The 14,823-nt window shown below is 68.3% G+C and carries 11 protein-coding genes and 1 tRNA gene; 2 read left to right on the top strand and 10 right to left on the bottom strand.

Annotation, left to right across the window (positions count from 1 at the left end):
* Positions 1–21: 21 nt before the first annotated feature.
* Positions 22–150: a DLW-39 family protein gene (locus tag BJ965_RS38740; RefSeq protein WP_003999697.1), complete on the bottom strand. Its 129-nt coding sequence runs from the start codon at positions 148–150 to the stop codon at positions 22–24.
* 337 nt (positions 151–487) lie between these two features.
* Between BJ965_RS38740 and BJ965_RS18920 the strand changes: the two genes are divergently transcribed.
* Positions 488–856 carry a DUF6344 domain-containing protein gene (locus tag BJ965_RS18920; RefSeq protein ID WP_184909744.1) on the top strand — a complete coding sequence of 123 codons (369 nt, stop codon included), beginning with the start codon at positions 488–490 and terminating at the stop codon, positions 854–856.
* A 232-nt stretch (positions 857–1,088) separates the two neighbouring features.
* Here the strand turns inward: BJ965_RS18920 and BJ965_RS18925 are convergent.
* The 9 genes from BJ965_RS18925 to dnaA all read right to left on the bottom strand — a co-directional run bounded on the left by BJ965_RS18925 (position 1,089) and on the right by dnaA (position 14,294).
* Positions 1,089–1,165: transfer RNA gene (locus BJ965_RS18925), tRNA-Ile, on the bottom strand.
* 110 nt (positions 1,166–1,275) lie between these two features.
* Positions 1,276–2,079, bottom strand: coding sequence for a DUF3566 domain-containing protein (locus tag BJ965_RS18930; protein WP_184909745.1), 804 nt, complete (start codon positions 2,077–2,079; stop codon positions 1,276–1,278).
* A gap of 19 nt (positions 2,080–2,098) precedes the next feature.
* The gene (gene gyrA / locus BJ965_RS18935) at positions 2,099–4,693 is read right to left on the bottom strand and encodes a DNA gyrase subunit A (protein WP_184909746.1); all 2,595 of its coding nucleotides are present in this window, start codon (positions 4,691–4,693) and stop codon (positions 2,099–2,101) included.
* 42 nt (positions 4,694–4,735) lie between these two features.
* Positions 4,736–6,796 (bottom strand): DNA topoisomerase (ATP-hydrolyzing) subunit B, encoded by a 2,061-nt coding sequence (gyrB, locus tag BJ965_RS18940; protein ID WP_184909747.1) that lies wholly within the window; start codon positions 6,794–6,796, stop codon positions 4,736–4,738.
* A 432-nt stretch (positions 6,797–7,228) separates the two neighbouring features.
* The gene (locus tag BJ965_RS18945) at positions 7,229–7,774 is read right to left on the bottom strand and encodes a DUF721 domain-containing protein (protein WP_184909748.1); all 546 of its coding nucleotides are present in this window, start codon (positions 7,772–7,774) and stop codon (positions 7,229–7,231) included.
* The gene (gene recF, locus BJ965_RS18950) at positions 7,771–8,892 is read right to left on the bottom strand and encodes a DNA replication/repair protein RecF (RefSeq protein ID WP_031105338.1); all 1,122 of its coding nucleotides are present in this window, start codon (positions 8,890–8,892) and stop codon (positions 7,771–7,773) included. Before recF ends, BJ965_RS18945 begins: the two co-directional genes overlap by 4 nt.
* An 89-nt stretch (positions 8,893–8,981) precedes the next feature.
* Positions 8,982–9,857 carry a phosphogluconate dehydrogenase (NAD(+)-dependent, decarboxylating) gene (gnd, locus tag BJ965_RS18955; RefSeq protein WP_097217915.1) on the bottom strand — a complete coding sequence of 292 codons (876 nt, stop codon included), beginning with the start codon at positions 9,855–9,857 and terminating at the stop codon, positions 8,982–8,984.
* A 207-nt stretch (positions 9,858–10,064) separates the two neighbouring features.
* Positions 10,065–11,195, bottom strand: a complete 1,131-nt coding sequence (dnaN, locus tag BJ965_RS18960) for a DNA polymerase III subunit beta (RefSeq protein WP_030847030.1) — start codon at positions 11,193–11,195, stop codon at positions 10,065–10,067.
* Between the two features lie 1,008 nt (positions 11,196–12,203).
* Positions 12,204–14,294 (bottom strand): chromosomal replication initiator protein DnaA, encoded by a 2,091-nt coding sequence (gene dnaA / locus BJ965_RS18965; protein WP_184909749.1) that lies wholly within the window; start codon positions 14,292–14,294, stop codon positions 12,204–12,206.
* Positions 14,295–14,668: 374 nt separating this feature from the next.
* Here dnaA and rpmH point away from each other — a divergent pair, with 374 nt between their 5' ends.
* A complete protein-coding gene (gene rpmH / locus BJ965_RS18970; protein ID WP_005482975.1) occupies positions 14,669–14,806 on the top strand; it encodes a 50S ribosomal protein L34 in 138 nt (45 codons plus the stop codon).
* The last annotated feature ends 17 nt before the right edge of the window (positions 14,807–14,823 follow it).

Below are 14,823 nucleotides of genomic sequence, written 5' to 3' on the forward strand. Positions count from 1 at the left end.
CTCGGTCTGGGTTGTCGTGACTCACGAACCCGTGGGCACGGAGTCAGTCGCCTCCGTCCACAGATCCTGCTCGGCGCGATCCGCCTGGATCTGGCGGTACACGAGGAGCCCGCCGATGGCGGCCAGTGCGACCAGGAGAAGCTTCTTCACCGCGCGACCTCGTCTTTCGTTGACGTAGGGGACCTCTGGCGCCCGACTATACACACCGACCGATACCGATCGGTGACCTGAGTCGGCCCTCAACTCCGGCCCCGGGAACCGGGGTAGAAGCGGAGTCCACCACTCCGATCGGAGGGTGATCACACCCCGACGGACGGTTACTTCGCCCTCCTTTCTCCCCTCTCCTTTGCTTTTCGCCGCTCTTGGGGCCATCCGAGTGGTGTTGATCTGAACATCGACGCGCCACGGGCGTAGGTCCACCACTTCTCGGCCCCCATACACATCATGAGGAAAGTACGCAAATCGCCCAACCCGAAAGTGAGGGGCCGTGGCCCGGAACAAGGTCATGAAGGTGTGGACCGCCATCGTCACCGCATTCATCGCGCTGTGCACGGCGCTCGGACTCGTCACCACGACCGCCGCAGCGGCCGTACCGCAGACCGAGCAGAAGAGCAACAGCAACAGCAACGGCGCGAGCATCCCGCAGCAGCGGACGGCGGCACCGGCGACGTTCCCCTGGTCCTCCCCCAGGGCCCTGCCCCCCACGATGAAGCAGCGCATCCGCGCCGAGGCCCACGGCAAGAGCCCCCGCTGCCGGCACCGCTCGCCCGCGGACACGGCGTCCTCCCCCGGCACCGACTGCACCGACGAGGACCCCGACGCCGAGGCGGACCAACTCACGCCCCTCCAGCGCTGAACCCCGCGACAACACCCAAGCGATCTGCGTACAGAGCCCGGCAGCTCGACAGAGCCGCCGGGCTCACGCATGTCCTGATCCACGGATCGGGCCCTGGACCAGGAGATGCCCGGTGGGCCGCCCCGACAGGGAGCCGCCCGCCACCGCCGCGCTGCCCCGAGCGTGCGGTGCTCTTGATGTCAGTCGTATACGTCAAAGAGCACCACCTCATGTGAGGTGGTGCTCTTTTCTCTGGTGGGGCTAACAGGATTTGAACCTGTGGCCTCATCCTTATCAGGGATGCGCTCTAACCAACTGAGCTATAGCCCCGCCGCGCTCTGCGGTGTGTCCCGCGCGCTGACTCCTGAAGATTAGCGCACGACATGGGCAGTCCCAAAATCGGTTGTCGGGGCACCGTCAGGGCAACGACAGAGGTGACGTCACTCGTCCTCGGCGAGGGTCAGCTCGACGCCGCCCACGAAGCCCGCGGACAGGTTGTAGATGAACGCGCCGAGGGTCGCGAGGGCGGTCGCCAGGACGACGTCGATGACCGCGATGATCGACGCGAACACCAGGACGTTGGGCAGCGACAGGAAGGCCTGCAGGTCGAAGCCGTTGGACTCGTTCGAGCCGGTGGCCTCGGCGATCGTGCCGCCGACCGACGCAAAGACGCCCATCGCGTCCATGACCATCCACAGCACGGCGGACGCGACGATCGTGCAGATGCCCAGGGCGATGGAGAGCAGGAAGCTGACCTTCATCACCGACCACGGGTCGGCCTTCGCCACCCGCAGCCGCGCCTTGCGGACGCGCGGCGTGGTGCGCGCCCCCGTGCGCGGACGCCGAACGGCACCGGCACCGACGCCCGCACCGGCCCCGGCCGCCGCCTGCTGCGCCGGATAGGCCTGCGGCGGGTGGTACGGCCCGGCCTGCTGCTGCGCCTGCCGTTCCCCGGGCAGGGGCGAGGCCGTGCCCGGCTCCTGAGCGGCCGGCTGCGGCTGCGCGGCGGCGGACGGGCCCGCGCCGGCCTTGCTCTTCTGGGTCTGCGGACCTCGGGTGTCCGTCACAGTTCCCCCCTGTGATTCATGCACGTCAGGCGAGGGCGTGTCCTTGGTCGGGGACTTGATCGCCTTCAGGTTGGTCGTGTGCGGGTCCGCCGCACGCGCGGCGGAGCCACGACCGCCGTCGTCCGCTTCCGTACCCCTCGAGGTTCCGGCCGGTCCGGCGCCCGTGGCTCCGCTCACGCTGACTCACTCCTCGTGCCTACTCGGCCGAGGGCGCCTCACCCTCGTCCGTGCCGGTGGACGCGGCGCCTTCAGCGGTCTCGTCGACGACCACATCGCCGTCGACCTCCTCCGCCTCGCGCCCCGCCTCGGCGTTGCGAGCGATGCCCACGACGGCATCGCGCTTGCCCAGATTGATCAGTTGGACGCCCATGGTGTCACGGCCGGTTTCCCTGATCTCGTTGACTCGCGTACGAATCACACCGCCCGACAGCGTGATGGCGAGGATCTCGTCGGTCTCCTCGACCACCAGCGCGCCGACGAGGGAGCCACGGTCCTCGACGATCTTGGCGGCCTTGATACCGAGGCCGCCGCGACCCTGGACGCGGTACTCGTCGACGTTGGTCCGCTTCGCGTACCCGCCGTCAGTGGCAGTGAACACGAACGTACCGGGTCGAACAACATTCATCGAGAGCAGCTCGTCGCCCTCGCGGAAGCTCATGCCCTTGACACCCGAGGTCGCACGGCCCATCGGTCGCAGGGTGTCGTCCGATGCGGTGAACCTGATCGATTGCGCCTTCTTGCTGATCAGAAGCAGATCATCATCCGCTGAGACCAGTTCGGCGCCGATCAGTTCGTCGTCCGAACCGTCCTGACCCTCACGCAGGTTGATGGCGATCACACCGCCGGAACGGGGCGAATCGTAATCCTTCAGAGGCGTCTTCTTCACAAGTCCGGCCTTGGTGGCGAGCACGAGATAGGGAACCGCCTCGTAGTCGCGGATCGCCAGGATCTCGGCGATCGCCTCGTCCGGCTGGAAGGCGAGCAGGTTCGCCACGTGCTGGCCGCGTGCGTCCCGGCCGGCGTCGGGCAACTCGTAGCCCTTCACGCGGTAGACGCGGCCCTTGTTGGTGAAGAACAGCAGCCAGTGGTGCGTGGTGGACACGAAGAAGTGGTCGACGATGTCGTCTTCCTTGAGCTTCGTGCCGCGCACGCCCTTGCCGCCGCGCTTCTGGGCACGGTAGTCGTCGGTCTTGGTGCGCTTGATGTAGCCGCCCCGGGTGACCGTGACGACGATGTCCTCCTCGGCGATCAGGTCCTCGATGGACATGTCGCCCTCGTAGGGGATCAGCGTCGTCTTGCGGTCGTCGCCGAACTTCTCGACGATCGCGGCCAGTTCGGCGCTGACGATGCCACGCTGGCGGACCGGGGAGGCGAGGATCTCGTTGTACTCGTTGATCTTCGCCTGGAGTTCGTCGTGCTCCTGGACGATCTTCTGGCGCTCCAGGGCGGCGAGCCGGCGCAGCTGCATCTCGAGGATGGCGTTGGCCTGGATCTCGTCGATCTCCAGCAGGCTCATCAGGCCGCCGCGGGCGATCTCGACGGTGTCGCTGCGCCGGATCAGCGCGATGACCTCGTCGATGGCGTCCAGGGCCTTCAGCAGACCGCGCAGGATGTGCGCCCGCTCCTCGGCCTTGCGCAGCCGGAAGCGCGTACGGCGGACGATGACCTCGATCTGGTGCGTCACCCAGTGGCGGATGAACGCGTCGAGCGACAGCGTGCGCGGCACGCCGTCCACCAGCGCCAGCATGTTGGCGCCGAAGTTCGTCTGCAGGTCGGTGTGCTTGTAGAGGTTGTTCAGCACGACCTTGGCGACCGCGTCCCGCTTCAGCACGATGACCAGGCGCTGGCCCGTGCGCGAGGAGGTCTCGTCACGGACGTCGGCGATACCGCCGATCTTGCCGTCCTTCACGAGGTCGGCGATCTTCTGCGCCAGGTTGTCCGGGTTGACCTGGTACGGCAGCTCCGTGACCACCAGGCACTGGCGGTTCTGGATCTCCTCGACCTCGACGACCGCGCGCATGGTGATGGAGCCGCGCCCGGTGCGGTACGCCTCCTCGATGCCCCGGCGGCCGACGACGAGCGCGCCGGTCGGGAAGTCCGGACCCTTGATGCGCTCGATGAGCGCGTCCAGCAGCTCCTCGTGCGAGGCCTCGGGGTTCTCCAGGTACCACTGGGCGCCGGACGCGACCTCGCGCAGGTTGTGCGGCGGGATGTTGGTGGCCATGCCGACCGCGATACCGGCCGAGCCGTTGATCAGCAGGTTCGGGAAGCGGGCCGGCAGGACGGTCGGCTCCTGGGAGCGGCCGTCGTAGTTGTCCGTGAAGTCGACGGTCTCCTCGTCGATGTCGCGGACCATCTCCATCGACAGCGGCGCCATCTTGCACTCGGTGTACCGCATGGCCGCGGCCGGGTCGTTGCCCGGGGAACCGAAGTTGCCGTTGGAGTCGACGAGCGGCATGCGCATCGACCACGACTGCGCGAGGCGGACCAGCGCGTCGTAGATCGAGGAGTCGCCGTGCGGGTGGTAATTGCCCATGACGTCGCCGACGACGCGGGCGCACTTGTAGAAGCCGCGCTCGGGGCGGTAGCCGCCGTCGTACATGGCGTACAGGACACGGCGGTGGACGGGCTTGAGGCCGTCACGGACGTCCGGCAGCGCACGCGAGACGATGACGGACATCGCGTAGTCGAGATACGAGCGCTGCATCTCCGTCTCGAGCCCGACGGGCTCGACGCGCATGGCCAGGGCGTCACCCTCGGGCGTCGTCACGGGAGTGTTCTCGTCGGTCATTGCTGGTGAAGATCCTTCCTGATGCGGTCAGCTGAGACCGACTCAGATGTCGAGGAAGCGGACGTCCTTGGCGTTGCGCTGGATGAACGCGCGACGGGCCTCGACGTCCTCGCCCATGAGGACCGAGAACAGGTCGTCGGCCTGGGCGGCGTCGTCGAGGGTGACCTGGCCGAGGACGCGGTGCTCCTGGTCCATGGTGGTGATGCGCAGTTCCTCGGCGTTCATCTCACCGAGACCCTTGAAGCGCTGCACGGAGTCGTCCTTGATGCGCTTGCCCGCGTTGCGGCCCATCTCGATCAGGGCGTCGCGCTCACGGTCGGAGTACGCGTACTCGAAGTCGTCCTTGCCCCACTTGATCTTGTAGAGCGGCGGGCGGGAGAGGTACACGTGCCCGGCCTCGACCAGGGGCCGCATGAAGCGGAACAGGAAGGTCAGCAGCAGGGTGTTGATGTGCTGGCCGTCGACGTCGGCGTCGGCCATCAGGATGATCTTGTGATAGCGCAGCTTCTCGATGTCGAAGTCCTCGTGGACTCCGGTGCCGAAGGCCGAGATCAGCGCCTGGATCTCCTGGTTCTGAAGGATCTTGTCGATCCGCGCCTTCTCGACGTTCAGGATCTTGCCGCGGATCGGGAGGATCGCCTGGTACTGCGGGTTGCGGCCGGACTTGGCCGAGCCGCCGGCGGAGTCACCCTCGACGATGAAGATCTCGCACTTGGTGGGATCGTTCGACTGGCAGTCGGAGAGCTTGCCGGGCAGGGACGCGGTCTCCAGCAGGCCCTTGCGGCGGGTGAGGTCACGGGCCTTGCGGGCCGCCACGCGCGCGGTGGCCGCCTGGATGCCCTTGCGGATGATGTCCGCGGCCTCGTTCGGGTTGCGGTCCAGCCAGTCCGCGAGGTGCTCGTAGACGACCTTCTGCACGAAGGTCTTGACCTCGGTGTTGCCCAGCTTGGTCTTCGTCTGGCCCTCGAACTGGGGCTCGCTCAGCTTGACCGAGATGATCGCCGTCAGACCCTCGCGGATGTCGTCACCCGTGAGGTTGTCGTCCTTCTCCCGCAGCAGCCTCTTGTCGCGCGCGTACTTGTTGATCAGCGAGGTCAGCGCGGAGCGGAAGCCCTCTTCGTGCGTACCGCCCTCGTGGGTGTGGATGATGTTGGCGAAGGAGTACACGCCCTCGGTGTAGCCGCCGTTCCACTGCATCGCGACCTCGAGGGACAGGCTCTTGTCCTTGTCCTCGGCCTCAAGGTCGATGACGGTGGGGTGCACCAGGTCTCCCTTGCGGGAGTTGAGGTACGTCACGAAGTCGACGATGCCGCCCTCGTAGTGGTACGAGACGCTCTTGACCTCGTGCTTCTCGTCCTCGCCCGCCTCGTCCGCGCCGGCGGTGGCCTTCGCCGACTCGCGCTCGTCGGTGAGGTTGATGCGCAGGCCCTTGTTGAGGAACGCCATCTCCTGGAAGCGCCGCGACAGCGTCTCGAAGGAGTAGTCGGTGGTCTCGAAGATGTCCGGGTCGGCCCAGAAGGTGACCGAGGTGCCGTGCTCGTCCGTGGCCTCGTGCTTGGCGAGCGGGGCCGTCGGGACGCCCAACTTGTAGTCCTGCGTCCAGCGGTGGCCGTCGGTCTTGACCTCCACCGCGACCCTGGTGGACAGGGCGTTGACGACGGAGACACCCACGCCGTGCAGACCGCCGGAGACCGCGTAGCCGCCCCCGCCGAACTTGCCGCCCGCGTGCAGGACCGTCAGCACGACCTCGACGGCAGGTTTGCCCTCGGAGGGGACGATGCCGACCGGGATGCCACGTCCGTTGTCGATGACCCGCACGCCGCCGTCGGCGAGGATCGTGACGTCGATGGTGTCCGCGTGCCCGGCCAGCGCCTCGTCGACCGAGTTGTCGACGACCTCCTGCACCAGGTGGTGGAGTCCGCGCTCACCGGTCGAGCCGATGTACATACCGGGTCGCTTGCGGACCGCGTCCAGACCCTCGAGGACGGTGATGGCGCTGGCGTCGTACGAGGCGGTCACCTCGCCGTTCGGCGAGCTGACCGCGCCGGTGGCGCCGGCGTCGGTGGACGGAATGTTCTCGTTGGGGTTGCCGGAATCGGCCACGAAGCGCCCTTTCTGGCACAGCACGAGCCAGGCTCGTCGGCGGGTTGCCGGAGCGGCTGCGGCATGTTGCGTTGGTAAGCCTTGATCAGCGTTGCTCAGCTTTTCCCGGACGGTCCCCAGCGAGTGGGGCGGGATTGCTTCCAGTCTACCGGTAGCACTGACACTGATGGGGGTTTGCCGGTACCTGAGTCCGCATGTGCCGCCCTCGACGGGTCTTGTCCGACTCCCGATATACGGATGGGGGCCCCAAGAGGCTCACAGAGGCACTCAGCGCTTCCGGCCGTCAACCCTTGGCTACTTCGGAGTCAGGTCGCGATTCGCAACCGTGTGCGGGCACACCACGAGCGGGCCGCCGACGCTCCGAAAGAGCAGACGGAAGCCCTTGATGTGATGTCAGTCACGTGCTGTCTACGGGTGGGAAACCGGTGCCGGTCAGCCGTAGGTATCGCCCGGGCCGGTGCTGCCGGGGGCCCTCAGCGGGCCGTAGCGACGGGCGGGGCCTGCGGGGCCCTGGACCTTGATCAGCGTCACCCTGCCGTGGCCCAGGTCCTCGTTGAGGCGCGCGACCAGCGTGGGGGCGAGCAGCCGGAGGTTGGTCGCCCAGGCCGTCGAGTCGCAGCGCACGGTCAGGACGCGCTCGTCCTCGTCGTACTTCTCCGGCACACAGTGCTTGGCGACGTCCTCGCCCACGATCTGCGGCCAGCGGCCCATCACACCGCCCACCGCGGCCGGCGCCTCCCAGCCGCGTTCGGTGATCAGCCGGTTGATGGCGGAGCCGAGCGCCATGGGGTCACGGCCGTCGGCGCGCGCGCCGGAGCGCAGACCACTGCGGCGCGCCTGCTTCTTCTGCTGCGCCGCGTCCCCCCGCGCGCGGGCGGCTTCCTTCGCGGCGCGCAGCGCCACGCGCGCGAGGTCGACGCCGGAGGGCTCGGGGCTCTTGGAGGGCTCGGGGACGCCGCCGGATGTGTTCTCCGTCATACGCGCTCCACCGTCCCCTCGGACACGGCGAACCGCGTCCCGGACAGCACATGCGGTACGTCGTCGTCGACCGCGGCCGTCACCAGGACCTGCTCGCCGGGCGCGACCAACTCGGCGAGGCGCTCCCGGCGACGGGTGTCCAGCTCCGCGAAGACGTCGTCGAGCACCAGCACCGGTTCGTTGCCCTCCGCCCTGAGCAGGTCGTAGGAGGCCAGGCGCAACGCCAGCGCGTAGGACCAGGACTCGCCGTGGGAGGCGTAGCCCTTGGCCGGGAGCTGGCCGAGCTTGAGCTGGAGGTCGTCCCGATGCGGGCCGATCAGGGTGACGCCGCGCTCGATCTCCTGCTTGCGGGCCTCGGCGAGCGCGGCCATCAGCTGCTCGAAGAGGTCCTCGCGGGTGTGCGCCTCGCCCGGCGCGGACGGCTTGTACTCCAGCGCGATCGGGCCGCCGCCGGGGGCCAGTTGCTCGTACGCCTTGTCGGCCAGCGGCTGGATCGTGGCGATCAGGTCCAGGCGCTGGGCGAGCAACTCGGCGCCCGCGCGCGCGAGATGCTGGTCCCATACGTCGAGGGTGGACATGTCCATGGTGCGACCGCCGTGCCGGCGGGCCAGCGCCGCCGACTTCAGCAGGGTGTTGCGCTGCTTGAGGACCCGGTCGTAGTCGGAACGGACCCCTGCCATGCGCGGGGAGCGGGCGGTGATGAGCTCGTCGAGGAAGCGGCGCCGCTCCCCGGGGTCGCCCTTGACCAGCGCGAGATCCTCGGGCGCGAACAGCACGGTCCGGACGATCCCCAGCACGTCACGCGGTCTGACCTGCGAGGACCGGTTGATCCGGGCCCGGTTGGCACGCCCCGGGTTCAGCTCCAGTTCGACCAGTTGCTGTCGTTCGCCCTGCCGGATCTGGGCCCGGATGATCGCGCGCTCGGCACCCATGCGGACCAGGGGGGCGTCGGAGGAGACCCGGTGGCTGCCGAGGGTGGCGAGATAGCCGACGGCCTCGACGAGGTTGGTCTTGCCCTGCCCGTTCGGCCCGACGAAGGCCGTCACCCCGGGGTCGAGCGGGACCTCGACCCGGGGGTACGAGCGGAAGTCGGCCAGCGACAGATGCGTGACGTGCATGGTCGTTTCGCCGACCTCCCCGGACGTTCGTGGACTGCCGTGCAGTCCTGTGGACCAATACTTCCCGACGGGACCGCTGCTCGTCTGGACTACTTCTTCTCGACCGCGTGGCCGCCGAACTGGTTCCGCAGCGCCGCGATCATCTTCATCTGGGGCGAGTCCTCCTGGCGGGAGGAGAACCGCGCGAACAGCGACGCGGTGATCGCCGGCAGCGGCACCGCGTTGTCGATGGCCGCTTCCACAGTCCAGCGTCCCTCGCCGGAGTCCTGTGCATAACCCCGCAGCTCGTCCAGGTGCTCGTCCCCGTCGAGCGCGTTGACCGCGAGGTCGAGCAGCCACGAGCGGATGACCGTGCCCTCCTGCCAGGAACGGAACACCTCCCGGACGTCGGTCACGGAGTCGACCTTCTCCAGGAGCTCCCAGCCCTCGGCGTAGGCCTGCATCATCGCGTACTCGATGCCGTTGTGGACCATCTTCGCGAAGTGGCCCGCGCCGACCTTGCCGGCGTGCACCGAGCCGGAGTCGCCCTCCGGCTTGAGGGCGTCGAAGACCGGCTGCACCTTGGCGACGTTCTCCTTGTCGCCGCCGTACATCAGCGCATAGCCGTTCTCCAGGCCCCAGACGCCGCCGGAGACGCCGCAGTCGACGAAGCCGATGCCCTTGGCAGCCAGCTCCTCGGCGTGCTTCTCGTCATCGGTCCAGCGGGAGTTGCCGCCGTCCACGACGACGTCGCCGGGCTCCAGCAGCTCGGCGAGCTGGTCGATCGTGGTCTGCGTGGCCTCACCGGCCGGGACCATCACCCAGATCACGCGCGGGCCGCTGAGCTTGCCCACAAGTTCTTCCAGGCTGTGGACATCGGCGAGGTCCGGGTTGCGGTCGTATCCGAGGACGGTGTGGCCTGCGCGGCGGATCCGCTCGCGCATGTTGCCGCCCATCTTGCCGAGGCCGACGAGACCGAGCTCCATCAGTTGTGTTCCTTAGGTTCTGCGACGTGGCGTGGCGGCACGTGCGTACCGCGAGGCACTTTCGTACCCGCGTCCGAGCCTAAACCCGGACGCTCGCGCACATCTGTGGGCATACGCGCTCAGTCGTACGCCCTCACCTGCAGGTTTGTCCTCAGCCTGTGGACGACCGCCGGCGATCCTCTGCGGCTCACCGGCCCTCGGGCGGGGTCAGCCGCTGAGGCGCACCGGCATGATCAGGTACTTGTAGGCCTCGTCCGCCTCGGCGTCCAGCGCCGGCTTGCCGCTGAGCAGCGCGGGCTTGGTGGACGTCGTGAACGACAACTGGGCCACCGGGGAGTCGATGGCGCTCAGGCCGTCCAGCAGGAACGTCGGGTTGAAGGCGATCGAGATGTCGTCGCCCTCGAGCTGTGCGTCGACCCTTTCCACAGCCTGTGCGTCGTCGCTGGAACCGGCCTCCAGGATGAGCACGCCCTGCTCGAAGCTCAGCCGCACCGGGGTGTTGCGCTCGGCGACCAGGGCCACACGCTTGACGGCCTCCACGAAGGGGGCGGTCTCGATGACGGCGACGCTGTTGAACTCCGTCGGGAACAGCGTGCGGTACTTCGGGAGGTCGCCCTCCAGGAGCCGGGTCGTCGTACGGCGGCCGGCGCCCTCGAAGCCGATCAGGCCCTCGCCGGAGCCCGAGCCGGACAGCGCGAGAATCACCTGGTCGCCGCTGGTCAGGGCCTTGGCGGTGTCCAGGAGCGTCTTGGCGGGCACGAGGGCGACGGCGGAGGCGTCGGGGTTCTCCGGCTTCCACAGGAACTCGCGGACCGCGAAACGGTAGCGGTCGGTGGACGCCAGCGTGACGGTGTCGCCCTCGATCTCGATGCGGACACCGGTGAGCACGGGCAGCGTGTCGTCACGGCCGGCCGCGATGGCGACCTGGGAGGCGGCGGAGGCGAAGACCTCGCCGGGGACCGTGCCCGTCGCGTTCGGCATCTGGGGCAGGGCCGGGTACTCCTCCACAGGCAGGGTGTGGAGTGTGAACCGGGACGAGCCGCAGACCACGGTCGCCCGTACACCGTCTGTGGAAATCTCCACCGGCCGGTTCGGCAGCGCGCGGCAGATGTCCGCGAGCAGGCGGCCGGAGACCAGGACCGTGCCCTCCTCGTCGACCTCGGCCTCCACGGACACCCGTGCGGAGACCTCGTAGTCGAAGCTGGACAGGCTCAGCTGGCCTTCGTCGGCCTTCAGCAGCAGGCCGGCGAGGACAGGCGCCGGCGGACGGGCCGGGAGGCTGCGTGCCGCCCAGGCCACTGCCTCCGCGAGTACGTCGCGTTCCACCCGGATCTTCACTGTTGCCGCCTCCTGCTGTTGCCGGCGCTTCTCGCTCTGCCTGGCCCTCGTCGTCTGTCTCGGTGTCGACGGTCCCTGTGACGGGGAGGACACCGGGGACCAGTCTGACGCACCGCACTGACAGTAGGTGCCTGTCGGGGTCAAGTCGTGACGAGGGGCAGCCGGGCACCGAAGAGCGAGTTGTGCACAGGGCCCCCTTCGAAACGGATTCCCAGCTCTCTCTAGTCGGGAGTAGTAGTAGGGGCTGTGGATACCGTGGATAACCTCGTTTGCCCAGCTCAGGGCGGGAATTTTGTCCACGGGTCCTGTGGGTGGAGGCGGTGGACAACCGGGCGTATCTGTGGAGAACAGAAAGTTCTGCACACGCCGTGCACAGGGTGAGGCGAGTTCTCCCCAGCGCCGTCCCCAGCTTTACCCACCTTTCCCACAGCCCAACCCGGCACCTTCGTGTGACGCCTTTCACTCGACCCGGTGAGAAGGCGCGTCGCGTTGCCGAACAGTGGACAGGCATGTGGAGAAGCGGCCGATCGCTGGGGACAACCTCCCCCAGCCTGTGGGCAGCCGGTGGACAACTCGATGCACAGCCTGTGGATCATCTCGTCGTCCACAGTCTGTGGAGATCCTTCGTCCACGAATCCACAACCACCTGAGCTGGTCTGATGGTCTTTCAACAGGGGCCGCTGTGGACACGATCTGGACAACTCTCCGGTCCCCAGGATGTGGACGGCAGAAAGTCCCCGAATCTGTGGAGGGAGGCCGTAACCCGGCGATTAATCGAACAGTGGGTTGCGGCGGGGTGTGCGAGGCGGGAGCCGGTGACGGGGCTCGGCGGCCCGGAGATCGGGCCGCGGCACGGTGCAGCAGGTCGTAGCGGGCCGCCGGCACGGCGCAGCACAAGAAGAAGGGCGCCCCTGGATCCTCCCGGGGGCGCCCTCAGTGGCCTTCAGCGACGAGCTGTCGTCGCGGCAGTGGCAGTGGCAGTGGCAGTGGCAGTGGCAGCCGTAGCCGTCAGCCGTTCTTGATGCGGTTGGTCAGTTCCGTGACCTGGTTGTAGATGGAGCGGCGCTCGGCCATCAGATTGCGGATCTTGCGGTCCGCGTGCATGACCGTGGTGTGGTCGCGGCCGCCGAACAGCGCGCCGATCTTCGGCAGCGACAGGTCCGTCAGCTCACGGCACAGGTACATGGCGATCTGCCGGGCCGTGACGAGGGCGCGGCCGCGCGAGGTGCCGCACAGGTCCTCGACGGTCAGCCCGAAGTAGTCCGCCGTCGCGCCCATGATGGCCGTCGACGTGATCTCGGGCGCCGAGTCGTCGCCACCGGGGATGAGGTCCTTGAGGACGATCTCCGTCAGCCCCAGGTCCACCGGCTGCCGGTTGAGCGAGGCGAACGCCGTGACCCGGATCAGCGCGCCCTCCAGCTCACGAATGTTCCGTGAGATCCGGGACGCGATGAACTCCAGCACCTCGGGCGGAGCGTTGAGCTGCTCCTGCACCGCCTTCTTGCGGAGGATCGCGATCCGGGTCTCCAGCTCGGGCGGCTGGACGTCGGTGATCAGGCCCCACTCGAAACGGTTCCGCAGCCGGTCCTCCAGCGTCACCAGCTGCTTGGGCGGCCGGTCGGAGGACAGCACGATCTGCTTGTTGGCGTTGTGGAGCGTGTTGAAGGTGTGGAAGAACTCCTCCTGCGTCGACTCCTTGTCCGCCAGGAACTGGATGTCGTCGACGAGCAGGATGTCCATCTCGCGGTACCGCTTGCGGAAGCTGTCGCCCTTGCCGTCGCGGATGGAGTTGATGAACTCGTTGGTGAACTCCTCCGAGCTCACGTACCGCACCCGCGTGCCCGGGTAGAGGCTGCGCGCGTAGTGCCCGATCGCGTGCAGCAGGTGCGTCTTGCCGAGCCCGGACTCCCCGTAGATGAACAAGGGGTTGTAGGCCTTCGCCGGTGCCTCGGCCACAGCGACCGCCGCCGCGTGCGCGAAGCGGTTGGAGGCACCGATGACGAACGTGTCGAAGAGGTACTTCGGGTTCAGACGCGCGGTGGGTTCGCCCGGGCCGGTCGCCGGCGCGGGCTGTGCGGCCAGCGGGCCGGGCGCACCGGTCGTCGGCAGGTTCGGGCCGACCGGGCCGCCTCGGTGGACGTGCCCCGAGCCGACCGGCGGCTCGGGCAGCTCCCGGCGCACCGGGTCGCGCTGGTCGTAGTCGCCGCGCGACGCGTCGTAGTCGGGGCGCTGCTGCTCGTAGGAGGGGCGCTCCATGGGCTGCGGACGGTAGTCCTGCGACGGGGAGCCGTAGGCGTCCTGGGAGGGCGGGCCGTAGGAGTCCTGCGAGCCGTACGAGTCCTGCCCGGGTGACGCGTACGGGTCACGCTCGGGAAAGCCGAGGCGCTGCTGCTGCCAGCCGTACTCGTCCTGCTGCGCGGGACGCGGCCAGGCGCCGGGCTCGGGGCGCTGGTACTCGGACGGGTATGCGGGGCGGGCGGTGGGAAGCTGATCTGCGCGCGTAGGCGGAAGCTGGTCGCCGGCCGGCCCGGGCGGCTGGTCGGCGCGGTGGCGGCCGTATCCCTCGTACCCGTCTCGGCCCTGGCGGTCATAGGAGTCGCGGTCCGGACGGTCGTACTTGTCACGCTCAGGACGGTCGTATCCGTCGCGGTCCGGCCGGTCGTACCCGTCACGCTCGGGTCGTTCGTATCCGTCGCGGTCCTGGCGTCCGTCGCGGTCCGGCCGGTCGTATCCCTCGCGGTCCTGGCGCGATGCGGGGAGCTCGGGCTCCTCGTAGCGCGGTTGGGGGCGGGCCGGGGGCGCCGGCGCGGCTGGGGGCTCGCCCGCGGAGTCGTCGACCGTGATCGCGATCCGGATCGGGCGGCCGCACTCGCGGCTCAGCGTCTCGCTGACGACCGGCGCCAGCCGGCCCTCGAGTACGCCCTTCGCGAATTCGTTCGGTACGGCGAGCAGCGCGGTGTCCGCGACCAGCGCGAGTGGTTGGCAGCGCCGGATCCAGTGCTCGTCCTTCCCTTCGACCCCTTGGCCGCGGCCCTCCCCGAGGAGCTGCTCCAATACGCGTGGCCACACTGCGGCAAGATCGGCAGGTACGTCAGCCACAGGGCACGCTCTCTCACAGGTCCCACGAACGTGTGGTTCTGGGACGGCTCGGGATGTAAATCGGGTGGGGCAGGGATAAGGGAACGAATCGGAGTTCCGTCACGGTAGTCAGGGCGGCCGGTACGGTTCAAGTTGTTGTCCCCAGCCTGTGGACAAGTGTCTCCCGGCGACTCCTGGTTTGACCGGATGGCGTAGCCGCGCGTACCGTAACCAGGTCGAGTTGTCGATGGCTGCTGCCGCCTGCCTCCGATGGGCACAGATCATTTGGGTGATCGGTCAGCGGTGCACTCGGGCGTAACTGCGAGCTACTCGTGGGCGCACGGTGACAGCCAGGACGGCACCCCGCAACTACCGATTTCTTCTGGAGCCCCCGAGTGAGCAAGCGCACCTTCCAGCCGAACAACCGTCGTCGCGCGAAGACCCACGGCTTCCGCCTGCGGATGCGTACCCGTGCCGGTCGCGCGATTCTCGCGAACCGTCGCAGCAAGGGTCGCGCCAGCCTGTCCGCCTGATCCTGATCAGGTCATGA

This window comes from Streptomyces luteogriseus (assembly GCF_014205055.1).
Taxonomy (GTDB): domain Bacteria; phylum Actinomycetota; class Actinomycetes; order Streptomycetales; family Streptomycetaceae; genus Streptomyces; species Streptomyces luteogriseus.

Coding starts and splice junctions, on each gene's coding strand:
- gyrA (WP_184909746.1), bottom strand. CDS start 4,693: ATGACCGACGAGAACACTCCCGTGACGACGCCCGAGGGTGACGCCCTG.
- BJ965_RS18945 (WP_184909748.1), bottom strand. CDS start 7,774: ATGACGGAGAACACATCCGGCGGCGTCCCCGAGCCCTCCAAGAGCCCC.
- recF (WP_031105338.1), bottom strand. CDS start 8,892: ATGCACGTCACGCATCTGTCGCTGGCCGACTTCCGCTCGTACCCCCGG.
- gnd (WP_097217915.1), bottom strand. CDS start 9,857: ATGGAGCTCGGTCTCGTCGGCCTCGGCAAGATGGGCGGCAACATGCGC.